General features: G+C 45.6%; 18 protein-coding genes and 1 tRNA gene. 12 read left to right on the top strand and 7 right to left on the bottom strand.

From position 1 onward, the window contains the following. Positions 1-68: 68 nt before the first annotated feature. The 4 genes from J5A55_RS09730 (at position 69) to J5A55_RS09715 (ending at position 4,783) form a co-directional block, all read left to right on the top strand. Positions 69-1,319, top strand: a complete 1,251-nt coding sequence (locus J5A55_RS09730) for a phosphoglycerate kinase (RefSeq protein ID WP_004384255.1) — start codon at positions 69-71, stop codon at positions 1,317-1,319. 85 nt (positions 1,320-1,404) lie between these two features. Beyond that, positions 1,405-2,529, top strand: coding sequence for a cyclically-permuted mutarotase family protein (locus J5A55_RS09725; protein ID WP_004384254.1), 1,125 nt, complete (start codon positions 1,405-1,407; stop codon positions 2,527-2,529). A gap of 89 nt (positions 2,530-2,618) precedes the next feature. Then, entirely contained in the window at positions 2,619-3,845 is a 1,227-nt protein-coding gene (locus J5A55_RS09720; protein WP_004384253.1) for an MFS transporter, read from the top strand. 20 nt (positions 3,846-3,865) lie between these two features. Beyond that, positions 3,866-4,783, top strand: a complete 918-nt coding sequence (locus tag J5A55_RS09715) for a dihydrodipicolinate synthase family protein (RefSeq protein ID WP_004384252.1) — start codon at positions 3,866-3,868, stop codon at positions 4,781-4,783. 357 nt (positions 4,784-5,140) lie between these two features. Here J5A55_RS09715 and J5A55_RS09710 read toward each other — a convergent pair whose 3' ends face one another. From J5A55_RS09710 to J5A55_RS09680, 7 genes are all read right to left on the bottom strand, one after another. Further along, a complete protein-coding gene (locus J5A55_RS09710; protein ID WP_004384249.1) occupies positions 5,141-6,406 on the bottom strand; it encodes a hypothetical protein in 1,266 nt (421 codons plus the stop codon). A 317-nt stretch (positions 6,407-6,723) separates the two neighbouring features. After that, positions 6,724-7,842: a Fic family protein gene (locus J5A55_RS09705; RefSeq protein ID WP_004384248.1), complete on the bottom strand. Its 1,119-nt coding sequence runs from the start codon at positions 7,840-7,842 to the stop codon at positions 6,724-6,726. A gap of 587 nt (positions 7,843-8,429) precedes the next feature. Continuing rightward, a complete protein-coding gene (locus tag J5A55_RS09700; protein WP_004384246.1) occupies positions 8,430-9,071 on the bottom strand; it encodes a hypothetical protein in 642 nt (213 codons plus the stop codon). A gap of 294 nt (positions 9,072-9,365) precedes the next feature. After that, positions 9,366-10,028, bottom strand: coding sequence for a ParA family protein (locus J5A55_RS09695; protein WP_004384244.1), 663 nt, complete (start codon positions 10,026-10,028; stop codon positions 9,366-9,368). A 34-nt stretch (positions 10,029-10,062) separates the two neighbouring features. Continuing rightward, positions 10,063-10,776 (bottom strand): hypothetical protein, encoded by a 714-nt coding sequence (locus tag J5A55_RS09690; RefSeq protein WP_004384243.1) that lies wholly within the window; start codon positions 10,774-10,776, stop codon positions 10,063-10,065. A 4-nt stretch (positions 10,777-10,780) separates the two neighbouring features. Then, entirely contained in the window at positions 10,781-11,530 is a 750-nt protein-coding gene (locus J5A55_RS09685; protein ID WP_004384242.1) for a hypothetical protein, read from the bottom strand. A 281-nt stretch (positions 11,531-11,811) separates the two neighbouring features. Continuing rightward, positions 11,812-12,507: a hypothetical protein gene (locus J5A55_RS09680; protein ID WP_004384241.1), complete on the bottom strand. Its 696-nt coding sequence runs from the start codon at positions 12,505-12,507 to the stop codon at positions 11,812-11,814. A gap of 2,334 nt (positions 12,508-14,841) precedes the next feature. Between J5A55_RS09680 and J5A55_RS09675 the strand changes: the two genes are divergently transcribed. The 8 genes from J5A55_RS09675 (at position 14,842) to J5A55_RS09640 (ending at position 24,033) form a co-directional block, all read left to right on the top strand. Next, complete coding sequence (locus J5A55_RS09675) at positions 14,842-15,108, top strand: hypothetical protein (protein WP_004384235.1); 267 nt, start codon at positions 14,842-14,844, stop codon at positions 15,106-15,108. A 2,222-nt stretch (positions 15,109-17,330) separates the two neighbouring features. Beyond that, positions 17,331-18,533, top strand: a complete 1,203-nt coding sequence (locus J5A55_RS09670) for a replication-associated recombination protein A (protein ID WP_004384231.1) — start codon at positions 17,331-17,333, stop codon at positions 18,531-18,533. A 365-nt stretch (positions 18,534-18,898) separates the two neighbouring features. Continuing rightward, the gene (locus tag J5A55_RS09665; protein ID WP_004384228.1) at positions 18,899-19,171 is read left to right on the top strand and encodes a hypothetical protein; all 273 of its coding nucleotides are present in this window, start codon (positions 18,899-18,901) and stop codon (positions 19,169-19,171) included. Positions 19,172-19,353: 182 nt separating this feature from the next. Further along, the gene (locus J5A55_RS09660) at positions 19,354-20,304 is read left to right on the top strand and encodes a D-2-hydroxyacid dehydrogenase (RefSeq protein ID WP_004384226.1); all 951 of its coding nucleotides are present in this window, start codon (positions 19,354-19,356) and stop codon (positions 20,302-20,304) included. After that, on the top strand, positions 20,301-20,948 hold the full coding sequence (locus J5A55_RS09655) for a trimeric intracellular cation channel family protein (protein ID WP_004384225.1): 648 nt from the start codon (positions 20,301-20,303) through the stop codon (positions 20,946-20,948). The genes J5A55_RS09660 and J5A55_RS09655 overlap by 4 nt, the downstream gene beginning before the upstream one ends. A 102-nt stretch (positions 20,949-21,050) precedes the next feature. Then, positions 21,051-21,124 (top strand) — tRNA-Arg (locus J5A55_RS09650). A 1,017-nt stretch (positions 21,125-22,141) separates the two neighbouring features. Further along, positions 22,142-22,579 (top strand): hypothetical protein, encoded by a 438-nt coding sequence (locus tag J5A55_RS09645; protein ID WP_004384221.1) that lies wholly within the window; start codon positions 22,142-22,144, stop codon positions 22,577-22,579. A gap of 551 nt (positions 22,580-23,130) precedes the next feature. Beyond that, complete coding sequence (locus J5A55_RS09640; RefSeq protein WP_004384217.1) at positions 23,131-24,033, top strand: HAD family hydrolase; 903 nt, start codon at positions 23,131-23,133, stop codon at positions 24,031-24,033. The last annotated feature ends 34 nt before the right edge of the window (positions 24,034-24,067 follow it).

Raw genomic sequence — 24,067 nt, 5'->3', positions numbered from 1 at the left:
CCTAATTCATCGAAAAGTAGTATTTTTGCGGTAGGTTAGTAATCACATTAAAAAGTATTATATAAGAGATGAAAATTAATGATTTCAACTTCGCCGGACATAAGGCTATCGTCCGCGTAGACTTCAATGTGCCATTAGATGAGCATGGTCATGTAACAGACGACACACGTATCCGCGGTGCTCTTCCTACCTTGAAGAAGGTGTTGGAGGATGGTGGTGCCCTCATCATGATGAGCCACATGGGTAAACCAAAGGGTAAGGTTAAACCTGAACTATCATTGAGTCAGATCGTAAAGAACGTTAGTGATGCCTTAGGAGTTGATGTTAAGTTCGCTAAGGACGCTGGTAATGCTGATGCAGAGGCAGCTGCCTTGAAGCCAGGTGAGGCTCTCTTGTTGGAGAATCTACGCTACTATCCAGAAGAGGAAGGTAAGCCAGTAGGTGTTGAAAAGGGCACTCCTGAGTATGACGCAGCCAAGGCTGAGATGAAAGAACGCCAGCAGAACTTTGCAAAGAAACTTGCTTCTTACGCTGACGTGTACGTTAATGACGCCTTTGGAACAGCCCATCGCAAGCACGCATCAACGGCTGTTATCGCTGATTACTTCGATGCCGACCATAAGATGTTGGGCTTCCTTATGGAGAAGGAAGTTACTGCCATCGATAACGTCCTACGTAATGCTAAGCACCCATTCACAGCCATCATCGGTGGTTCAAAGGTAAGTTCTAAGCTCGGAGTAATCAAGAACCTCCTTGACAAAGTGGACAATCTTATCATCGGCGGAGGTATGGGTTACACCTTTATCAAGGCTCAGGGCGGTAAGATCGGTAAGTCTCTTCACGAGGATGACCTTATGCCAGAGGCATTGAATGTGATAGCTGCTGCGAAGGAGAAGGGCGTTAACCTCTCATTGTCAGTGGCTACTGTTTGTGGCAAAGAGTTCTCTAATGACACTGAACGTAAGGTGTTCCCAATCGATCAGATACCTGATGAGTGGGAGGGAATGGACGCTTCTGAAGAGAGCATTGAGGCTTGGAAGAAGATCATCCTAAGCTCTAAGACCATCCTTTGGAACGGTCCTGTAGGTGTGTTCGAGTTGGAGAACTTTGCTAAAGGAACAGGCGAGATCGCTAAGACCGTAGCACAGGCAACACAAGAGAACGGTGCTTACTCACTCGTTGGTGGTGGTGACTCTGTAGCTGCAGTCAATAAGTTTGGACTTGCAGATAAGGTTTCTTACGTATCTACAGGTGGTGGTGCTATGCTCGAGGCAATCGAGGGTAAGGTGCTTCCAGGAGTAGCTGCAATCAATAAGTAAGCGCATTGCTTGCACTTAGATATATAAGCCGTCGTTCCGTAGGGGGCGACGGCTTTTTTGCTAAATGACCCCTTCAACCTAAATAATGAGTATTAAGAACCTAATAATGAGTAGTTTATCGTTACTATCGGGACTATCTGCAAATGCGTTCACAACCGATAGTTTGACACAGATGAAAGGATTTCCTACGACCGAAACGGGTATCGAACAAGGTGTATCAGCCTGTTTCGCAGGACATATAGGAGCATATATTGTGATGGCAGGAGGCTGCAATTTCCCTGTTAACACGCTCGCTCCCGACAGCAAGAAGAAGTTTTATAAAGGTATATACAGCGCACGTTCCACCACAGGCGACCAACTGGCATGGACGCAGATAGGCTCCCTGCCCGAGCCAATAGCTTATGGTGTTGCCGTGTCATGTGCGGACGGAATGATCATAGCAGGCGGTCAGAACGAGAGCGGAAGCAAGCATGGTGTCTATCGCATTACGCTCGCTAAGGATGGTCAAGCACGTGTGACAGCCCTCCCCTCTATGCCTTGCAAGGTGGATAATATGGCTGGCGCACTCGTCGGTCGACACCTATATATCGTTGGCGGAATGGTAGATGGAAAGGCAAGCAATCGTGTGTTATGCCTCGACTTAGACCATCTCAACCGTGGATGGAAGGACATCCAACCCTTCCCCGGGCTACCTCGTGTACAGCCGATAGCCGGTTCTTTAGGCGAAAGAAAACTCTGTCTTTTCGGTGGATTTGCCCCTGCTACAAGCGAGAAAGAGGCACAGTTGGCTATGGATGGCTACCTCTTTGATGAAGAAACTGCCACTTGGAAAAACCTCGATTGCCCTAAGGATGACACCGGCGAAGACCTCTTTGTGGGTGGCGGAGCAGCTATCAACATTGCAACTGACCATCTCCTGGTCACGGGCGGAGTAAACAAAGACATCTTCCTGTCGGCTGTCAATCATCCACAACCCGACTATCTCTCTCACCCGATAGCGTGGTATCAGTTCAACCCTTACACCTTATTATATAATGAGGGTGGTTGGCAAGTATTGTCGAAACATACGGAAACAGCACGTGCGGGTGCTGCCATGGTCAAAACCGATGATGGTGTCTTTGTCATCGGAGGTGAGTTAAAACCCCGTGTAAGGAGCAATCAGATTATAAAATACCCCGAACAAGCTCCACACGAACGTGAGATAAAATAAGAAGAAACCTAATTTTAATATAACAAAATCCCTTTCCTCCATCCTTGAAAATTGTTACGATGGATGGAGAATAGGGTAAAAACCTATCAATGAAGAAGTATTATCCCTGGGTGCTTGTCGCCCTCTTATGGTTCGTAGCACTCTTGAATTACATGGACCGACAGATGTTGTCCACCATGCAAGAGGCTATGAAAGCCGACATCAGTGAGTTGAATCAAGCCGAAGCATTCGGTGCTTTGATGGCAGTCTTCCTTTGGATCTATGGCATCGTAAGCCCCTTTGCAGGTATTATAGCCGACAGGATGAGCCGTAAGTGGCTCGTCGTCGGTAGCATATTCGTATGGTCTGCGGTCACATTCCTTATGGGTTACGCTCACAACTTCACGCAGCTTTACTGGCTAAGAGCCTTTATGGGCATTAGTGAAGCACTCTATATCCCTTCCGCCCTGTCGTTAATTGCCGACTGGCATGAGGGTAAGTCGCGCTCATTAGCTATCGGAATCCACATGACCGGACTCTATGTTGGACAGGCGATAGGCGGCTTTGGTGCCACACTCGCAGCCATGCTCTCATGGAATGCGGCGTTCCATTGGTTCGGCGTTATCGGTATCATCTATTCAATCGTGCTCCTTCTCTTACTCAAAGAGAATCCGAAACATGCGCAGAAAACGCCCGCCGCAAATGGTGAAAAGCCCTCGCGTAATCCATTCCGAGGCTTATCTGTGGTCTTCTCAACGTGGGCATTTTGGATAATATTGTTCTATTTCGCCGTACCCAGCCTCCCCGGATGGGCAACAAAGAACTGGTTACCAACACTCTTTGCCGATAGTTTGAACATACCAATGGCTAATGCGGGTCCATTGTCGACGATTACTATTGCCGTATCGTCCTTTATTGGTGTCATTCTCGGAGGTATCGTTTCTGACAGATGGGTACAGCGCAACATCCGCGGAAGAGTCTACACAAGTGCTATTGGGCTTGGTTTGACCGTCCCAGCATTGATCCTCTTGGGCTTTGGACACAGTCTCGTCGCTGTCGTCGGAGCTGGTTTATGCTTCGGAGTGGGCTATGGTATCTTTGATGCGAACAATATGCCGATCCTCTGCCAGTTCATTTCTTCAAAGTATCGAAGCACTGCCTATGGTATAATGAATATGACGGGCGTCTTTGCCGGGGCTGCCGTTACACAAGTGTTAGGCAAGTGGAAAGATGGAGGAAACCTCGGATTGGGCTTTATGCTGTTAGGAGCTATCGTGGTTGTAGCCCTTATCTTGCAGCTTTCCTGCCTACGACCAACCACTGACAATATGGAATAGTAATACATTAAAATATAGTTATGGAAAAGATTATTGGACTTATCGACGCACCATTCACACCCTTTCATGCGAATGGCGATGTCAATCTCGAACCTATCGAGAAGTATGCAGCTATGTTGCAGAAGAATGGTTTGAAAGGTGTATTCATCAATGGTTCTTCAGGCGAAGGATACATGCTTACGACCGAAGAACGTAAGCAATTAGCTGAGAAATGGGTGCAGGTTGCGCCCGAAGGGTTTAAGGTTATCGTACACGTGGGGAGCTGTTGTCTACGTGAGAGTGTCGAACTGGCGAAGCATGCCGAGCGCATTGGTGCATGGGGAATAGGCGCAATGGCACCTCCTTTCCCTAAGATAGGACGCATCGAGGAGTTGGTGAAGTATTGCGAAACCATCGCTTCAGCAGCCCCTTCCTTACCGTTCTATTATTATCACATCCCAGCCTTCAACGGAGCCTTCTTGCCGATGCTTGACTTGTTAAAAGCCGTTGATGGACGCATAGAAAACTTTGCAGGAATCAAGTACACCTTCGAGAGTCTCTATGAGTACAATCAGTGTCGTTTGTATAAAGAAGGCAAGTATGACATGCTTCATGGTCAAGACGAAACAATCCTCCCAAGCCTTGCTCAGGGTGGAGCACGTGGTGGCATTGGTGGTACAACGAACTATAACGGGCGCGAGCTGACGGGTATCATCGAGGCATGGAACGCTGGCGACATCGAGACAGCACGTGAGAAACAGAACTTCTCACAGGCAGTGATCAATGTTATCTGCCACTTCCGTGGTAACATCGTAGGCGGTAAGCGCATCATGAAACTGCTCGGTTTCGACCTCGGACCGAACCGTGTTCCCTTCCAAAACATGACCGATGAAGAGGAAGCACGTATGCAGAAAGAACTCGAGGAGATTGGTTTCTTTGAGAGATGCAATAGGTTTTGAGAGAGGAACTACAGCCTCACCCCCGTCCATCTACAGCCTCACCCCCGCCCCCTCTCCGAATGGAGAGGGGAGTGAATAGTATTGTTAGCAAACAAAGAGGGCGTTTCTTTGAAGCAAAGAAAGGCTCTCTTCAATACGAAGGAACGCCCTTCTCGATTGGAGAAGGGCGTTCCCTTGTTTTTAGTTCTGCTGTTCCAGCTAACGAGGCATAGCCTCGCTACACCCCGACTATACACCATTTTGTACGCAAACAACTCTGTTTACTCCCCTCTCCATTCGGAGAGGGGGCGGGGGTGAGGCTGTAGATTGGTTAGTGGGAAGCCTGTTTCGCCTGAGGGTGAGGCTTCTTGTCCTCTCTCAATGAGCCATATAAAAGGCTGCACCTAAGGCTCCTTTATACTCCTCAACATCAATTCTATCCCCCTCATGATAGGTCTCATACTCCTTTTTCGATACTATTATCTCACCATCCTCTTGCATAGTTCCGCAGGAGGCAAAGCGCACTTTATACGCATGACTGCGTCCGTTCGTCTCAAACTTATCCTTCACATAACTGATGTGATGATCTGGTTCGGAGTAATCAAACACTACATTATAGGTTATGATGGTGCCAATCGCATAAAAGATAGCGAAGAAGAGGACAAAAATGAACTGCTCGGTTGGATTGTCCACGCGTGATTTTGTGAAACTGAAGTTGTACCAGAGGAACGGAATAGAGACCACAACAATGCACAGAAGCATATAGGGTATGAGCGGATAAATGTCTATTATGTTCTCACGCAACGATAGATACAACAGCACCAAAGACACTAAATAGGTACTACTAAACAGTGTTGGGCGGTCGGAACTATCACGATATACATCGAAAAGTGCCGTTCCTTTCGACTTGATAAACACAATGCTCGCCAGCCAGGGCATTGCTGCTGCCGCCAAAAAGACGTATCGGTAATAGGGCATTGGCACGAAGAAGAGGGCGACGGTGACGATGTTTGCAAGGATATTCACCGCTCGTGCCCATAGACGGTTGCGTTCGTTCTGATTGAGCCGTTCGACTGCGCTGACTCCTAAAGAGCTATTCTGCCTTATCGACTGGCGGTCTTTTCTCTTCTCACGGAGGAAGTAATTATGGAAATAACGCCCTGCCCAGCGTTCCACGTCATGGTAATCTCGATAGTAAACACCGAAGGTTATCTTCTTTCCTGCACCCTGATAGGGTACGAATTCGATACCATTCCCGTAAGAAGGTAGCACACATTCAATACTATTGAAGAACAGAACTCGAGTGCCAAAGAGGGTTTCCTTGACGATTCTATCTTCATAGATATACACCTTATCACGCCTTGTATAGAGGATGGCAAATACTGGAAAAAGGAGGAGGAAAAGCTCCATAAGTGTGGAGATAAAATCGTCCAGTGAGGCAGAACCATGTAAAATAGTGGTCAAAACGCCTGTTTGTACGGCATCATAGATGATTGCGATGCCGAAAGCAAAGAGTGCGATAGCAAAGAGATACAATATGATTTGTCCTGTAAGTGCCATCATATAGGGTCTTGCTACCCTACCCTCTCCCATCTTTCCATCCGTTGCCGAAGCTGGAATCTGTATGTTTTTTCTATGTTTCATTATCAATGTTTTAATATAAAGAAAAAGCCTCACTTCTACCCAACTACAGCCTCACCCCCGCCCCCTCTCCGAATGGAATAACCCCACCCAGCCTCCCCCAAGGGGAGGAGTGCCTAACGGGAGCCAGTTAGGAAACGCCTACTTTAATTCGAAGAGGGCGTCTCTTTGATGCAAAGAGAGGCTCTCTTCAATACGAAGAAACGCCCTCTTCGATTGGAGAAGGACGTTCCTTTGTATTTAGTTCTGCTGTCTCAACTACCGAGGCAGTGTCTCGTTACACCCCGAGCAACCTCCCTTTCGTATGCAAATAATACTATCTACTCCCCTCTCCATTCGGAGAGGGGACGGGGGAGAGGCTTTAATTTTGAATTGTGAATTATGAATTTTGAATTACCCAAAGCCCTATATTTCCTATTACGGTTCGCCCCTTCCGACTGCAAGAAACCGAATGATACGAGTTGACGGAGGTAACGTTTGGCAGTGGTTGGAGTAAGTTGGAACTCCCGTGTTATGAGTTCGGTCGTAAGCTCCTGATGGTTATTTGCGAAGTAAATAATATCGACCAGTTTCGCTGCCAATGATGGTTTTATCGACCATTTACCAATTATTTCCTCCTTTAAAGCCTCTTTATCGACCATTCCCTCACCTATCGACCGCATGAAGTGGTCGATCTCCTGCTGTAGATGCTGGCAATGTAAGAGCGTCATATAGTCAATAAAAACATCGCAATCATTACCTTCCCTCGCCCTAACCAAGGCTTGAATATATTCAGCTCTGTCCTCTTTTAGAACCTTTGTCGGCAATACATTAAACTCCATCTGAAGTAAATTCATCAACAAACGGGATGTTCGTCCATTACCATCTACCCACGGATGAATCGTTACCAACTCATAATGTGCCCAGAAACTCAACTCATATATTGCAGCAATATCTGTCGGATTGAGGTGCTCTCGCCGCCTATTTAGTTCGGAACAAAACGCCTCCAAACGGGAAGGAACTTTAAGATAAGATAAGTAAGAAGCCCCTCCGAATCCTGCTGTAACATTGAGTTTCCGCAGTTCGCCACGTGCTGCAGAGAAGTCGCCAACCATTGTGTGATACTCACCACCAGTGCGTGCCATCACCTTCGAAGCAAGTAGAATAAGGTTATCAACCGTTATCTTTTCATGTTGTTGAATCCATTTCATACCAAAGTCATAGGCAACTTTCAAGTCAAGATTCATCAGTTGCTCTATCATCGTTCGCTTGTTAGAGGTGATCCCCTCATCGAACAACAGTTGAGACTCAAGTTCGGTAACGGTCGATCCTTCGATAGCTGTAGAGTGAGTAATAATGGAGTAGAGATAGAATTTATCATAGTCTATCTGTTCATTGACCCTTAACTCCTCATATTGACGGAGTAAGTTCAGTAGTTTCTCTTTGTCTGCTTGCTTCATTCTTACTAATATTCAATCTCTGACGAGGGTAGTGTCTAAGCCTCACCCCGCCCCCTCAGAAAGGAGGGAAGTGCCTCACGGGAGTCCCTTCGTACCTATCTTCTTTTATCAAGTAGATACCTCAATGTAGGGACAGACGCCCTCGTCTGTCCGCCAGAGCACGCCAGATCCGCAACCAACTTCCCCGCTTTATGCGGACAGACGAGGGCGTCTGTCCCTACTCTTTAGCATCACCTCCGTTTGACAAGGGCGTTTCTTCATAGCGAAGAGACGCCCTCTTCATAGCAACGAAACGCCCTTTTGCTATCGAAGAAACGCCCTCTTACTTTTGAAGGAAGCACCCCCTTGTTTTTACTCCTGCTGTTCCAGCTAAAGAGGCACAGCTTCATTACGCACCAACCAACCATCCCTTAACTTACTTCCGTTAGGAACTCCACTCCTTTTGGAGGGGTCAAGGGAGACTTCCTCAACCATCCCTTCGTACGCAAACAGTACTATCCACTCCCCTCTCCATTCGGAGAGGGGGCGGGGGTGAGGCTGTAGTTGGGCTGATGGTGAGCCTGTATAGCTTGCGAGTGAGGCTTCCTTTACAGCAGACTCTCCCCAAAGATAGCGTTCTTGATGTCCTTTTCATGCTCGAAGACGAAGCGCGCCACGATAGCACTCAATATAGCTGTTGACGGCAACTTGATACTCGTAGCCGACTTCAAACGATCCAAGACGCTCTTCAAATCAGAGTCTATATACACCGTTGCAAGGCGTGAGTCGCGCATTTTATAGTCTCGCGCAAGGTCGAGGAAGAGCCGCCAACTGTCCTCACCACTGTCCTTTGCCATTGAATACTCACGTGCCAACTGTCGCCCCTCGGCTTTGGGCAACTTCTTAGCAGCTGGTGCCGTGCGGTCTTTCTCATCCTTGACAGCCTCGGTCACAGTATGCTGACCGAAGTGAGAAGTATGTGCTGTCGCCTCCGTTTCAGCCGTCTCATCCGTCGTTTCCGATGCCCTTTCGACCGTTTCTGCATGCTCGTTTTCAACTGTTTCGACCGCCTCACTCACTTCCTTTGGAGCCTCTTCAGCAATCGCTTCTGCGTCTTCAACTATCTCATTATCAGATTGTTTCTCTTCTGCATTAGTAGTAGCAGCATTCGTACTAACCCTCTGAACGCTATGTGCCAAGTCTGCCATTGCACCCGGCATCATTACCATTGTTTTCTTCTTCTTTGCCATGTTTAATTCAAAATAGTTCTTTTAAAGCCTCACCCCCGACCATCTACAGCCTCACCCCCGCCCCCTCTCCGAATGGAGAGGGGAGTGATTAGATAGTGTGGAAACTGTTGCCTATTAGGTTTCAATCCTTCCTCTTTGGTTCTATCTAATCTCCTTTTCTTTCGAGAAAGGCTAATTAGACAATGTGACTTATCGTCATCATCAAATATCCTAACTCCCGCCTTCTGTACTATCTACTCCCCTCTCCATTCGGAGAGGGGGCGGGGGTGAGGCTGGTTGGGGTCTGATTAGCTTCTATTTCATCCTCTTTATCATATACTCAAACGCTTCCTTCACCGCACTCCGTTGGGTAGCTAAAAGCTCAAAAGTATTCGTGCGCTTCAGTGTGGCACGACTGTTTACGGCTGGCGTAACCTTTCCGAACTTACCAAAAACATCGTCCGTTTTCTCCCACATGTCCTGCTCCTCCGCCGTACCAATGCGTGGATCAATGCGGTTAGGAACGAAGAACAGCTGTGCATGCATTTGTGGGTTATGCTCGCGTAAGACGTTGAGAACCTGCACGAAAGTACCTGTCGAATCGAGTGTCTTGTCCTCATATTCATACGGACAAACGATGTAATCGGCATCAACGAACAGTGGTGCCAATCCGTCCTCACTGATGTTACCAGGTGAATCGAACAACACGAAGCCGTCAACCTGCGATGCCGAATCCATCAATTCTTGCATGGTCTCGACATCAGTCACATCGAAATCCTGCACGTTGTAAGGCTCTTCTTCGCCCTCATAGAGCTGTGCATCTTTCTGACGTTGCATGAGGATGGTCTTCTGCAAGTCGGTATCGATAATGCAAACATCCTTGCCTTTTGAGGCGAGATAATTAGCAAACAGGATGCAGAGGGTGCTCTTCCCTACCCCACCCTTTTGGTTTGCAAATACTACTTTCTTATTCTTCATTATTGTTATTGATATTTGTTTCTATTCTTATTAATTATATTGTCGTATTATTGTCACCTATCAGCATTTTCTTCCAAAGCACTCCGATACCTATCACATCAGCGATAATAAAGATGGGAAGGGCATAGGAATAAACATCTGAAATCCATCCTTTTACTCCCGTATCAAGCCCCATAAGGAAGATTAGAAACGAACCGATAACGACCAAGACAAGGGCCGATAACATCCATATCTGTTTGATTATCAGATGGTAAAGTTTGCCTCCTGTAAGTATTATCAGGCGTACCATAAGGAATAAATAGGCGGTTATTGTCACCCAACGAGATAGACTCACGATGGTTTTCCAGCTTATATAGAAGGCTTCGCCACTATAGTCTGCCTCGGAGAAAAGCTCTAAGGGTTTTACATCCGTTAGGTAGATTACACCGAAGACTACGCATATCCATGATACGTAACTAACTATTGTCCAACCACTTACAGTTCGTCCCAAGCGGTGCGCCACACGTGCAAATACGGCGATCATAGCCATGAAGGAATAGCTCACCAAAAGCTCTGCTATCATGGAGAAATGGTCGATGAGCGTGTTTTGTTCATCTGTGAAAATGTTGTCATTAACGATCTCTAACTGACTACCTAATGCCATTACATCACCCAATACACCTAAGATGAAGAGCGAAAGGAGGGCACTCATCAGATTCTCTTCGAGCCTCGTTGCAGGCAAACGGTCTATTATCTTTTCTTTTCTCATTGCTTTATTCGTCTATAAAGGGGTCTTCTTCGTCGCGCAACAACCACATTCCATCGGTGGTGTTATCCATGCTCGGAGCATGGAGATGGGCTGCATCTAAAACTCTTCTCCATAGTATTCCGATGTAGAGAACAACGGAAACATAGGATAGAATCAATGGTATTTCAACAATCCAGGGGGCGTTAGTAGTGGCTGTAGGTAGGCAGAATTGAAATAGGATAAGGAATGCGCAAAAGGTAGCTAACTGCTTGACAAACAATATCCTAAGGTCTCCTTTGCTCAAAAAAAGCGACCGAACGAGGATGTAAACATAGCAGAGTAAGCTCAAAGAAATGCACGATAGGTACAGTCCGCTGGCTAAATTGAGAATGTTATTATCGGTCACGGCGACTGAAGAATAGTTGATTTCACACATGACAACGATGTCTGCACAGAGGTTGACGATCAGGAAGAAAGCAAACAGCCAAGCAGCTACTGCAATGCTCATCCAGCCGAAGTGCGACCGACCAATGCGACGGATTACGATTCCAAAGAGGGTCATCAATCCCGCAAAACCGCAATAGAATGGGACGATGGCAATAGTCTGAAGCTCCATTTGACTTAGTCCGGAACCATACCAAAAGAGGGTGTTTGGACCAAGGATATATACCACGCTATAGGCAATTATGCCCATGATATATAGCAAAAGGAGGATATTTGAAGCTCTTTGCTCCCATTTTCTCACAGGCAAAAAAGTTACATCTTTAGCATCCATAACGGTATTTAATCGCTGTTTGGGTGGCTTTTAATAGCCTTATTGAACATTATTTACTTATTAAACTATCATTTTGTAAACTCTACCCTACCCTTTTCTTCGTCATTTCTGGCGTATTTTAGACTTCCTTACCATCTGCCCGCAAATATCGAAAATATGCGCTGTATTAATGTAGAGAAATCTTACTTTGAGTAGGAGTAACGCCACTCTTCCACCTTATTATATATATATTATATGTAAATTCGTGGTTGGGAGGTAGCTTCTCTATGGTTGAGTCACCTCTACCCTATCACTTCTTCGTCTGGAATATCCGACGACATCGAACCGCGAAGGGCTATCGCTGGAATCAAACCGAGTACGAAGACAATCAGTGTGAGGATGGTTCCGTAAGTGTCAATGGCTGTCATTGACAGTCCGCCAACCTCATTGTACATATAATAAAACACTCCGCCAGTTAGGAAAATGAGTATCGGACAAATAATGAGGGACATTCCGTACAAACGAATCGAACCTCGGAACTTACGGATCAGACCGATTCCCAAGAATAGATTCAATAGACCAATAACAACGTTGTTGTAGCCTCGGAAAGTCTGAATCAATGCTTCCTCGCGTGGCGTTTCCATCATTAAGTCGTGCGCTGGCAACAATGCTTTGTAACAAACAGCAGCTGTTCCTAAAACAGACAAAACCATAATCACGAGCAGTGCCAACTGCAAAATGAAATGCTTACTATTATTCAGGCATCTGCGAAAAACCTCCCACATCACGAGCTGGGTGGCGCAAACAAGAATCGACTCAGCTATCTGAATGGCTGAAGAACTCTGAACAGTAGCAAAGGTCTCAGTCAATGAAGTCGACCCTTCAGTGGGTGCTCCTGTCCAATGATCTACGATGTTTACCAAACTAAACGCTATAAATAGTCCAATGCTCCAGTTGAGTGTCTCACTCTGAACAGCAGATATTTTAAACCTCTTCATACGTATTTATATATTTACATTAACGCTTATCTATACAAATAAAAACCTATTCGTTCATTTATATTAATGTGTATGCAAATATACACTTAAATACTGAAAGAAGCAAATACATTCAAATGTTTTTATTGAAAAAGATAATCATTTAAATCACTAAAAACGCATTTAAATAAGCAAACAAACATACTATTACGTTATTACATTTTTATATATATAATTACTCAAAAGCACTCTTTCAAATATAGACAAGTACTTAAATAAATATAGAGGTTCCATCAAGAGCACTTTAAAACATTATCAATTAAATATATATTTACGTATTAATAGAAGATGAGAAAATGCTTAAAACAAATATTATATATTTATTTATTCACATAAACAAACAATCTTAAAGCAACTAAAAGAGATACATATTTATATATAATAGCGTTATACAAGAAAGCAGAAAGATGAGAATTAAGGTATAAATATATATTTAAATAAAGATACAAAAGTATTGGGAAGAAAAGAAGAAACGCACTTCTATAAGAGAAGTATCAATAAATAAATAAATATATAAACATTTATAATATTGTTATTCAATGTATTATAAATTATTTATAAGTATTTTGTGATGTAGAGGAGATACATTGAACAGTGTGAGGAGATTGACTCCTGCAACAAATTAAAGTCTCTCTTAGGCAATAACATCATATTTTGACATGAAAAGAAAAGTAAGTGATAAGGTGGAGCCAAATATCTATTTATATATAATTGGATAATAAAGATAACATAAAAAGGATATAAGCAGATATATAACAGACGCCAACATGCAATTATAAAAGGTATAATATACTTTTATATTAATATATATTTTAAGGTTAAAACAAAGATAATTTTAAATGAATAGATATTTAATTAAAAACATAATAAGCATAAATAAAGATATAAACAATCAATAGTATATTTATATATAATTGGTAATTACAGAGAAAATAATTATCTTATTATGTTATTACACTTATGTATTTTTATATATCTAAGTGCTTAAACAAATAAGTAATAACGTATTAAAACAAAGGAGAAGATAGACAAAGATATATAAAAAAGAAAAGTATTTTTATATTTATATATAGATACGTTTAAAAATAAGGAAGTATAAATATAAATAAAAAGAAGTGTAAATAGACATAAAGGGGACTGGAGTTTAAGTCAGAGTAATGGGTTGGGAAAGACAGAGGAACATAGGAACACGAGACTTAGAAATCTATTCCTAAAACGGAAAAGTATAAAGACATGCTGTTTTAATGACGCATCCTTAGAAAGAAAAAGCATAATGAGCATACCTTGAATGAACATATTTCTTTCCTCTAAATACACCCAAAAAGTAGGGAGAGACGCCCCGTCTGTCCCTACTTGGAGGCATCCTTTGGATAGAAAGAAACAATGAAACAGATTACTGTTAGGTACTCCTCCCCTTGGGGGAGGCTGGGAGAGGTTTCCATCCACGGGCGTCTGTCCCCATTTGGAGGCACAAGGTAGCAGAGAGGTGGAGGAAAGGAAGATGAAAAGAAGGAACTAAATCAGTGTAAGAAAGGAGTTTTGTGATAGCAAAGAGGGCATATATTGAGCGTAAAGAGGGCGTTTCGTGATAACAAAGAAGGCGTTTCGTCAATTTCAAAAGATGTAGGATAAAACTATGAAAAAGAGTGAGTTAGATTAGGGAGGACGAATGGGTGAATAATTAAAGGCGGACAGACGAGGGCGTCTGTCCCTACTGGTGAGGAGGAAGAATGACACTGCAAAATGGATTAAGTTAGATTCGCATAACCTTTAAAGAGGTGGGATAGAGTCCTTCGGGGGCTGCGATAGGGTATTGGAAAGGGCTGGAATAGGCATTGGAGGGCTGCGATAGGCTATTGGAGAGAGCCGGAATAGGGTATTTTGGGGGCTGCGATAGGGTATTGGAAAGGGCAGGAATAGGCATTGGAGGGCTGCGATAGGGTATTGGAGAGAGGTGGAATAGGGTATTTTGGGGGCTGCGATAGGGTATTGGAAAGGGCTGGAATAGGCATTGGAGGGCTGCGATAGGGTATTGGAGAGAGGTGGAATAGGGTATTTGGGGGCTGCGATAGGGTATTGGAAGGGACTGGGATAGGGGATTGGAGAGGCTGGGATAAGGTATTGAGGGAGGTGCGATAAAGTGGTTGGGGAGATAAGATGGGGAAAAGGGAAAGGCAAAAAAGGGAAAAGGGGGAGGCGAAACAGAATTATAGCATGGGTGGATTATTTATTAAATGGCTGCTTTGCAATGTGGAAGAAACGACAAATTAGAAAAGAGAAGAGGGTGGGGGAGGGTTGAAAGAGCCACAAATCAATAAGGTGACGAGTGGTAAAGAGAAAGGGAAAGAACAACAAATTAATAAGGTGATGAGCGGCAAAGAGAAAGGGAAAGAACGGCAAATTAATAAGGTGATGAGCGGTAAAGAGAAAGGGAAAAAACAACAAATTAATAGGGTGATGAGCGGTAAAGTGAGGGGAAAGAGACGACAAATTAGTAATGTGGTAATTGATGGGGAGAAATGCAAAGAGCGACAAATAGGGAGAGAAAACTTGAGAGGGTAAAAGGAAGAAGTCCGACAAATTAGTAAGTAAAAACGCAAGGGAAGAGAGGAGGAAAGCGTTAAAAGGGCGACAAAAAAGGAAGTTTTAAATGGAAAGAAAGGCTTGCGACAAATTAGGAAGGTGTTTTCTTGGGTGCAGATAACGATGTATTCCCCTGTAAATCAGTATGTTTATGGTAGGAGTTAAAGGCAAACGGCGACAAAAAAGTGAATTGTTTGGACTGGTGTTAAATGTTTCGTGGAGAAGAGGAAAGTTATATATTTGTTTTACAGATGGTTAGTTAATATCATTGGAGGGATTTTGAAGAGAAATAAGTTACTAATATGTCGCACATAAAGAGGGCTTAATTGGCGACGAAAACAGGATAATTTAACAGAGAGGAGGGGGTTATTCGACAAAAAGGGAAGAAAAAACTCAAATTGAAAGAGGCGTCACTTCTAATAAAGGAGACACATTGGGAGCATTAAATAAACGACAAAAAGGGAAGAAAAATATGGTGCTGCACGATGTGAGAAGAAGTCGGATTTGAACCTTAAAAAGGGTAGAAGGAGTTGGAGAAAATCGATAGGAAAAATAGGAGAATATTGGTTGGGAAAATACCAAACGAGGCTTCTCTGAAATTGAGAACAAGGTAGACAAAAATAGAACTTACCGAATGACAGGAGGGTAAGGGAGGTCTGAAAGCGAACGTAAGAAAGACGAAACGGGACAGAGCTATACGACTAAGAACAAAACACTTATCCGATGAGTTGCACACAAGCTAAGCGATCAAGAGAATTGGAGGAGACCGATAGGCTCACACGCACGGGAGCGACAGAAAATGAACAAAAGACCGACAACGAACGATAAAACGAAGCCGAAGAAACAACGGAAAAAACGAACAGCAACAAACAAGCAAAGCCCTCCCTTTGAATGAGCGGACACCCTTCTGCAAACAAAGAGATGCCTTCTTCACATGGAAGAGACGCCTTCTTCACATGAAAGAAACGCCCTCTTTGAATCGAAGAAACGCCTTCTTCGCAGCGAGCAAACGCCCTTCAATGCTATGTGCGACAAATAGGGAGGGTCGCCCAAAACACCTTAGTAAAAGTCATCTCCACACAGGGAATAATCTTTTAAACCCTTAATTTAAAAACTTCTCTTCGAGTTAGATATCGTTATTTAATCAATTATAAGATATTAGTAAGGGTACTTTAAGATGCTGATACACAATAGTTTGAGAGGTTATTTGCCGACATATTAGTAAGTTAGCGACGACAGATTAGTAAGGTGGTAGCGACAGATTGGGAAGGAGAATGCGACAAATTAGTAAGTAAAAGGTGTATCGGTTCGACAGAAAAGGAGGGTTGGTTCGACAGGAAGGGAGGCTTTTTCGGTTTTTTGTGAATAGTTATGACAAAACAAGGGAATTGTTAGCTGTGATAGAGAGGATAGTCGTCTTTTTGATACGAAAAGCTGTTTTGGGGCGGAGTAAATAGTGAGAACTAATATAAAGGATAATCAGTTATAAGATACTAATTGCTTGATAGTTACAAAAGTAATCGTTTTTAAGGTCGACAATAAGGGAAGATTTTATGTGAAGAGAGTTATGCAAAGATACGACAAAATGGTAGTTTTTTGAAAAACCTTTACTTGCTTTGGGGATAGAGGAGGGTGAAGAGTGAGGCAGATGGGGCTGATTGGGCGGATAGAGGAAGGTGAGGAGTGAGGCAGATGGGGCTGATTGGGCAGATAGGTGAGGGTGAGGAGTGAGGCAGATAGGGCGGATTGGGCGGATAGGAGAGGGTGAAGAGTGAGGCAGACGGGGCTGATTGGGCAGATAGGTGAGGGTGATGAGTGAGGCAGATGGGGCTGATTGAGCGGATAGGGAAGGGTGAGGAGTGAGGCAGATGGGGCTGATTGAGCGGATAGGGGAGGGTGATGAGTGAGGCAGATGGGGCTGATTGGGCAGATGGGTGAGGGTGATGAGTGAGGCAGATGGGGCTGATTGGGCAGATGGGTGAGGGTGATGAGTGAGGCAGATGGGGCTGATTGGGCAGATAGGGAGGCATTGGAAAGCCACCAAACCAGTTGGTTATCCATCATTTTAAAGGCTGAATTTTGGATTATGAGAATAATTGCTTACTTTTGCCTATTGATATATAAGGTTCCTGCGAAACGTCGGTAAGACCATTGCGGACGGTGAGCAGGAGCGGAATTTATCGATAGAGACACGAGAAGATATGGAACCATTGGCAGAAAGGATGCGTCCTCGGACGCTGGATGAATACATTGGGCAGGAGCATCTTGTGGGTCAGGGAGCTGTCTTGCGACGTATGATCGACAGCGGTCATATCAGTTCGTTCATCCTCTGGGGACCACCGGGCGTAGGCAAAACCACGCTCGCTCAGATCATTGCCCATCAATTAGAAACACCCTTCTACACGCTCTCGGCGGTGACAAGTGGTGTAAAAGATGTACGCGAGGTGATCGAACGGGCGAAGAGCGGGAGGTTCTTCAATTCGGTTTCCCCGATACTCTTCATCGACGAAATTCATCGATTCTCTAAGTCGCAGCAAGACTCCTTGTTGGGTGCTGTGGAGAGAGGAGTTGTGACGTTGATAGGCGCAACGACGGAGAATCCCTCATTCGAAGTCATCCGCCCACTGCTGTCGCGTTGCCAGTTATATGTGCTGAAATCGTTAGAGAAAGACGACCTACTCCGCCTCGTGCAACGTGCAATCACGGAAGACACGGAGCTGAAGAAACTCACGATAAAGCTCTCCGAGACGACCGCCCTACTGCGTTATAGCGGTGGCGATGCACGTAAATTGCTCAATATTATCGACCTCCTTGTGAGTGCTCGGGCGTCAGATGAGATTGTTATCACCGATGAGTTGGTGGAGAAAGAGCTGCAGGAAAACCCCTTGGCATACGATAAGGACGGTGAGATGCACTATGACCTTGTGTCTGCATTCATCAAGTCGATTCGTGGAGGAAACGCCGATGCCGCCCTCTATTGGATGGCTCGGATGATTGAAGGAGGCGAAGATCCACGCTTTATCGCACGCCGAGTAGTGATCAGTGCAGCCGAGGATATCGGACTTGCGAACCCCAATGCTCTGTTATTGGCAAACGCTGCCTTCGCTGCAGTCGACCGCATAGGATGGCCGGAGGGACGCATACCTTTGGCGGAAGCGGTGGTCTATCTCGCTCGTTCCAAGAAGGACAATTCGGCTTATAAGGGTATCAATGCCGCCCTTGAGGAGGTGCGCCGTTCGGGTAATCTGCCCGTTCCGTTGCACCTTCGGAATGCACCGACAAAGTTGATGAAAGATCTTGGTTATGGCGATGGATATAAGTATCCTCACGATTACGAGGGGCATTTTGTCGAGCAACAGTATATGCCGGATGAGTTGGAGGGGAGGGAGTTTATACCCGACTAATAGCCTTATCCCCGTCCCATCACAGCCTCACCCCCGTCCCCTCTACAGCCTCACCCCCGCCCCCTCTCCGAATGGAGAGGGGCGTGAATAGTGCTGTTTGCGTACGAAAGTGTGGTTGAGAGAGCCTCCCCCGACCCCTCCGAAAGGAGGGGAGTTCCTAACGGAAGTAAGATAAGAGATGGTCGGTCGGTGTGTAACGAGGCAGTACCTCTTTAGCTGGAACAGCAGGACAGCAAACAAAGGGGTGCTCTTTTTAAAACGAAGGGGGCGTTTCTTTGAAGCGAAGAGAGGCTTTCTTCATAGCAAGGAAACGCCTTCGTCATGGCAACGAGAGGCTCTCTTCATAGCAAGGAGACGCCTTCGTTATGGCAACGAAAGACTCTCTTTATAATAAGGAAACGCCCTCGTTGATGGGGACAGGTGCTTTCGTTGGTAGGAATGGTTGCCTCAAAGTAGGGACAGACGCCCTCGTCTGTCCGCTAAAAACGGGCAATAGGGGTTCCCCCAAGCCCTTCAAAAAGGAGGGGATGTTGCTTGGTGGGATGCTGTATAAGGGTGTGGCAGCGGACAGACGAGGGCGTCTGTCCCTACTTGAGAAGCCTCACCCCCGCCCCCTCTCCGAATGGAGAGGGGAGTAGATAGTGCTATTTTCCACAGAACAAACAACTCGTCTACTTGTCAACTATCAACTCGTCAACTTATAAAAAACAAATAATAACAACAAAAAGAGGCTCTTCCTCTTATCCTAACTTGCCCCCGTTAGGCTACATCCCCTCCTTCGGAGGGGCTTGGGGCGGCTTTAATTAAATAATAAAAAAGTATGAAAATAGTCATTCTCGACTGCCATGCAGTCAACCCAGGCGACCTCTCGTGGGAGCCAATAAAGCAACTTGCTGATTGTACGATATACGAAAGAACACGACAGGAAGATGTCGTTGAACGTGCAAAAGACGCTGACGGAATACTCATCAATAAGGTGAATATCACAGAAGAAGTGCTCCAACAACTGCCTAAACTGAAGTATATTGGAGAGCTGGCAACAGGTTATAATAATATTGACATCGCTGCGGCACGTGCAAGGGGAGTTGTGGTTTGCAATATCCCAGCCTATAGTACCGATAGTGTGGCACAACATGTTTTCGCCTTACTGTTGAATGCCGCAACACGAGTAGACCATTACGCCGAGGCTGTCAGACGTGGCGAATGGTGCAAGCAGCAGGACTTTTGCTATTGGGACACACCTCTGATCGAGCTTGCGGGGAAAACTCTTGGTATTGTCGGACTCGGTCACATCGGTCAGAAAGTGGCGCAGATTGCGCACGCCATGGGCATGGATATCTCGGCATACACCAGTAAGAACAGCACCGATCTACCCGAGTGTATCCGCAAGACAACCCTCGAAGGACTCTTTAGTACGTCCGACGTCATCACCCTTCATTGCCCATTGACGGCAGAGAATGCGCACATGATCAATGCAGAAAGGCTACAGAAAATGCGCCCCGGAACCATCCTTATTAATACAGGACGCGGTGGGCTCATTGACGAACAGGCTGTTGCTGATGCCCTCGAAAGCGGTCATCTCAAAGCCTATTGTGCAGATGTTATGACCGACGAACCGCCTCGGAAGGACAATCCCCTTCTACAACAACCCAACGCATATATCACTCCGCACGTGGCATGGGCTACTCGTGAGGCACGCGAAAGACTTATGGCTATTGCCGTGGAGAATATCAGGAAGTTTATAGAAGGCACTCCGCAAAACTGCGTATGACCTACACTGACCCTCATCTCGTCCGTACCCTTCAGGTCATCTTGGAGTTCCTTGGTACCTTTGCGTTCGCCATCTCCGGTATACGGCACGCCGCCCAAAAGCACTTCGATTGGTTCGGAGGCTACGTATGCGGCTTTGCTGTAGCCATCGGAGGCGGTACGATACGTGATGCCATGCTTGGTGTGCGCCCGTTCTGGATGTCGAATATCATGTACGTGTTGGTTACTGGACTTGCACTCTTCCTCGTTATCCTATCAAGGAAATGGATCAAGAGGCTCGATAACGCATGGTTCGTCTTCGATACACTGGGCTTAGCTCTGTTCACCATAGCCGGTATTCAGAAGACCATCGCATTAGGTCATAGCTTCTGGGTAGCCGTTATCATGGGTTGTATCACAGGTGTGGCAGGTGGCGTCATACGTGATGTTCTGTTGAATAACATCCCCGTCATCTTTCATAAAGAGATTTACGCCGTGGCAAGTGTGGCAGGAGGTCTCACCTATTGGACGCTCTTCTCGCTCGGAATGGGGCTTCCCCTGACGGTGATAGTCTCCTTTCTTATGATCTGTATAATACGCTTTGTTGCAGTAGGTTATCATATTTCGCTGCCCACACTACACGATGAAGACGAAAAGAAAACGTAAAAAAGTTGATGAAAAGTTTGGTGGGTTGAAATAAAAGTGATACCTTTGCACTCGCAATTAAGCAATAGCATTATTGCTCTTAGCGTTTGCAACCATTTTAATGGTTCCGTAGCTCAACTGAATAGAGCACTTGACTACGGATCAAGAGGTTACAGGTTTGAATCCTGTCGGAATCACATAGAGGACATCTTAACGGTGTCCTCTTTTTTTGTGTGCGTGTGCAAAGACGGAGTAACAGGTTTTTTGAAGACAAAGTAATGGGTTTTTAAAGACAGAGTAACATAGGAACATGGGGGTAGTAACAGATGTTTTAGACAGAAGGACATAGTGACATGGGAACCCCACCCAGCCTCCCCCAAGGAGAGGAGCGCCTAACGGAAACCTATTTGAATGGTTCTTTCTATCTAAAGGGATGCCACAGAGTAGGGACAGACGCCCTCGTCTGTCCGCCAGAACACAGCCATAAGAAGCCCCCCAAGTCCCTCAAAAGGAGGGGAATGTTGCCTAACGGAGTGTCAAAAGGGGGCGAAAAGGCAGACAGACGAGGGGTCTGTCCCTACTTTGTGGCAACTCTTTTAATGGGAGAAGCAGCCTCACCCCCTTTCCTCTCTCCGAATGGAGAGGGGCGTGAATACTCCCATTTACATGTACGCCAATACCTGATAGATACAGAGGTAATAGTATTTTAAAATGAAAGAAACACCTTTCTTCAATATGAAGAGGGCGTTTCCTTGATGCAAGGAAAGCCTCTCTTCGATGTGACGGAACGCCCTCTTCCTTTTGACGAAGGCATCTCCTTGTTCTTGCTCCTGCTATTCCTGCTAATGAGACACCGCCTCGTTGCACTCCAATCCACCACCCCCTCTTATGCAAACAGCACTATTCACTCCCCTCTCCATTCGGAGAGGGGGCGGGGGTGAGGCTGGTTGTGTTTTGTTGTGAGGCTCCTCTTTGTTAACAGATGTTACTTCTTAGACTAATTTAAGGAAACTTTTTTATCGAGTGAACATCTTTTGCACAACTAAAGACTATCTTTGTCAGCGATTCAGGTGAGTGCTACTTTCCCCAGAGCGGTGCCCACTGATGACCAAAAGATGCCACATCCTGCCCATCTTCTCCGATCATTTAACGATGGTAATGAGCAGGAACAACGTGAGAGAAAACACAGTATAAATTGTTAGAAGAGATCATCTATGAACAATGAACACAAGAAAACTACGGCTTTGAAAGCGACAGTGAAGTGGACAGAAGAGGACAAGCAACGATTGAAGTCCACGATTATTAATGATTTTTACGACCTAATCAATCGAAGTGAGAAGGAGGGTTTGTATTGGAAAGGTGCCACCTGCGACCTTATTGATATGGCGCACATGGTATGGGAGAGTGGTGCTTTGCTGCGATCAGATGGGCGTCCGATGGATTTCATCACGATAGTGCGCAACATCTGTCGGGTGCTCCATGTGCTTGCTCCCCGCAACCCCTCTTCAACGATTATGGCGGTTCGTGCGCGCAAAAACGTGCGTGTCGGTCCCCTGTTGGATCGCTATTTATATGTTATGAATGCCGCTGGTATTCAGGATCCCATGCGGTTGGAGATTAGGAGGAGACGTAAAAGTAATCGCGAACCATAGCCTTCAACAGCCCCCTCTACAGCCTCACCCCCAGCCCCTCTCCGAATGGAGAGGGGAGTGAACACTACTATTAACAAACAAAGAGGGCGTTTCTTCACATCGAAGAAACGCCCTTTTCATTGCAAGGAAACGCCAACCTGTAGGGACAGACGCCCTCGTCTGTCCGCCCATTTACCCCTATGTGTCATCCCCTCAGGCAACATCTTCTCCTTTTGAGGGATTTGGGGAGGCTTTCGCTGGTTGTGTTCTGGCGGACAGACGAGGGCGTCTGTCCCTACAGGTTGGCGTGTTCTTTAAATAAAGGAATGCCCTCTTTGTTTGCTAATAGTAGAATTTACTCCCCTCTCCATTCGGAGAGGGGTTGGGGGTGAGGCTTTTCTTTCCCCTTAGGGGAGGCTGGGTGGGGTTCCCATGTTACTATGTCTTCTGTCTAAAACATCTGCTACTCCGCCCGTGTTCCTATGTTCCTTTGTCTTTAAAAACCTGTTACTCTGTCTTCAAACAACGATTTTATGCTTACCTTTGCAGCCTAAACAGGGAATCAATACATTATGATGTCTATCAAAACGAAGCTACAGGGACTATCTTTCCGGACGGGCGCAATCATCCTTCTGGTATGTGTTCCGTTCTATATACTGTCCTTTGCTCAGATGCTCCTACCGCTTTCCACCAGTACAAAGACGGTGTTATGGGCGGTGTTCTTTGGCATTGCGAAATTGTTTCAATATGGTGGTACTGCCATCCTCGGGGTCGAAGGCTACAAACGATTAAAACGCAGATTGACACGCAGAAGAGGCAAGGGAGGAAGAATAGAATTGGTGATCTTCGACTTTGATGGAACTCTCGGCGACTCGCAGAAGCTCATTACTGATACCATGCTTGCCACTGTTAACGAACTCGGACTGCCGTCGCCTACACGCGAGCAGTTTGCTACAACCATTGGACTCCCGCTGCGCGAGTGCTTCACGAGTATAATGACCTTGACCGAAGCGGAGGCCGATGCCTGCGAGAATACCTACCGTCGTATCTTCGACGAGAAGAATGTTAAGGGTGCTGTGACGCTGTTCTCTGGTGTGAAGGACACGCTCAAGCGATTGCATGCAAAGGGTATTCAGCTGTCGATAGCCAGTAGCCGTTGCCATCGAACACTGGCTTCATTGGTCAGCGATCTATCCCTCGGTTCATATATCCAGTACGTCATTGGCTCGGATGATGTACAGCAGCATAAACCTGAGGCGGAGTCTGTTTTAGTAACACTGGAGCATTTCGGTGTGCGTCCCGAGGCTGCTGTTGTCGTTGGTGATACCGAGTTTGATATCCTCATGGGGCGCAATGCTGGGGTGCATACCATCGGTGTAAGCTATGGAAACGGGAGTCGGGAGAGCCTTGAGAAAGCTGGTGCTGAACAGGTGATCGACCATTTTGAAGATTTAGAAAAAGTGCTGATGGTATGATGGAAAGTACCAATAAAACCATAGGAAGGTAATA

Source organism: Prevotella veroralis, from assembly GCF_018127765.1.
Classification (GTDB): Bacteria; Bacteroidota; Bacteroidia; order Bacteroidales; family Bacteroidaceae; genus Prevotella; species Prevotella veroralis.
The sequence above is the reverse complement of the archived record's forward strand: the minus strand, read 5'-3'. Positions and strand labels throughout refer to the sequence as shown.

Bases quoted from the DNA above. Each gene is read 5' to 3' on its own strand.
- J5A55_RS09730 (WP_004384255.1), top strand. From the start codon at position 69: ATGAAAATTAATGATTTCAACTTCGCCGGACATAAGGCTATCGTCCGC.
- J5A55_RS09725 (WP_004384254.1), top strand. From the start codon at position 1,405: ATGAGTATTAAGAACCTAATAATGAGTAGTTTATCGTTACTATCGGGA.
- J5A55_RS09720 (WP_004384253.1), top strand. From the start codon at position 2,619: ATGAAGAAGTATTATCCCTGGGTGCTTGTCGCCCTCTTATGGTTCGTA.
- J5A55_RS09715 (WP_004384252.1), top strand. From the start codon at position 3,866: ATGGAAAAGATTATTGGACTTATCGACGCACCATTCACACCCTTTCAT.
- J5A55_RS09710 (WP_004384249.1), bottom strand. From the start codon at position 6,406: ATGAAACATAGAAAAAACATACAGATTCCAGCTTCGGCAACGGATGGA.
- J5A55_RS09705 (WP_004384248.1), bottom strand. From the start codon at position 7,842: ATGAAGCAAGCAGACAAAGAGAAACTACTGAACTTACTCCGTCAATAT.
- J5A55_RS09700 (WP_004384246.1), bottom strand. From the start codon at position 9,071: ATGGCAAAGAAGAAGAAAACAATGGTAATGATGCCGGGTGCAATGGCA.
- J5A55_RS09695 (WP_004384244.1), bottom strand. From the start codon at position 10,028: ATGAAGAATAAGAAAGTAGTATTTGCAAACCAAAAGGGTGGGGTAGGG.
- J5A55_RS09690 (WP_004384243.1), bottom strand. From the start codon at position 10,776: ATGAGAAAAGAAAAGATAATAGACCGTTTGCCTGCAACGAGGCTCGAA.
- J5A55_RS09685 (WP_004384242.1), bottom strand. From the start codon at position 11,530: ATGGATGCTAAAGATGTAACTTTTTTGCCTGTGAGAAAATGGGAGCAA.
- J5A55_RS09680 (WP_004384241.1), bottom strand. From the start codon at position 12,507: ATGAAGAGGTTTAAAATATCTGCTGTTCAGAGTGAGACACTCAACTGG.
- J5A55_RS09670 (WP_004384231.1), top strand. From the start codon at position 17,331: ATGGAACCATTGGCAGAAAGGATGCGTCCTCGGACGCTGGATGAATAC.
- J5A55_RS09665 (WP_004384228.1), top strand. From the start codon at position 18,899: ATGGCAACGAAAGACTCTCTTTATAATAAGGAAACGCCCTCGTTGATG.
- J5A55_RS09660 (WP_004384226.1), top strand. From the start codon at position 19,354: ATGAAAATAGTCATTCTCGACTGCCATGCAGTCAACCCAGGCGACCTC.
- J5A55_RS09655 (WP_004384225.1), top strand. From the start codon at position 20,301: ATGACCTACACTGACCCTCATCTCGTCCGTACCCTTCAGGTCATCTTG.
- J5A55_RS09645 (WP_004384221.1), top strand. From the start codon at position 22,142: ATGAACAATGAACACAAGAAAACTACGGCTTTGAAAGCGACAGTGAAG.
- J5A55_RS09640 (WP_004384217.1), top strand. From the start codon at position 23,131: ATGATGTCTATCAAAACGAAGCTACAGGGACTATCTTTCCGGACGGGC.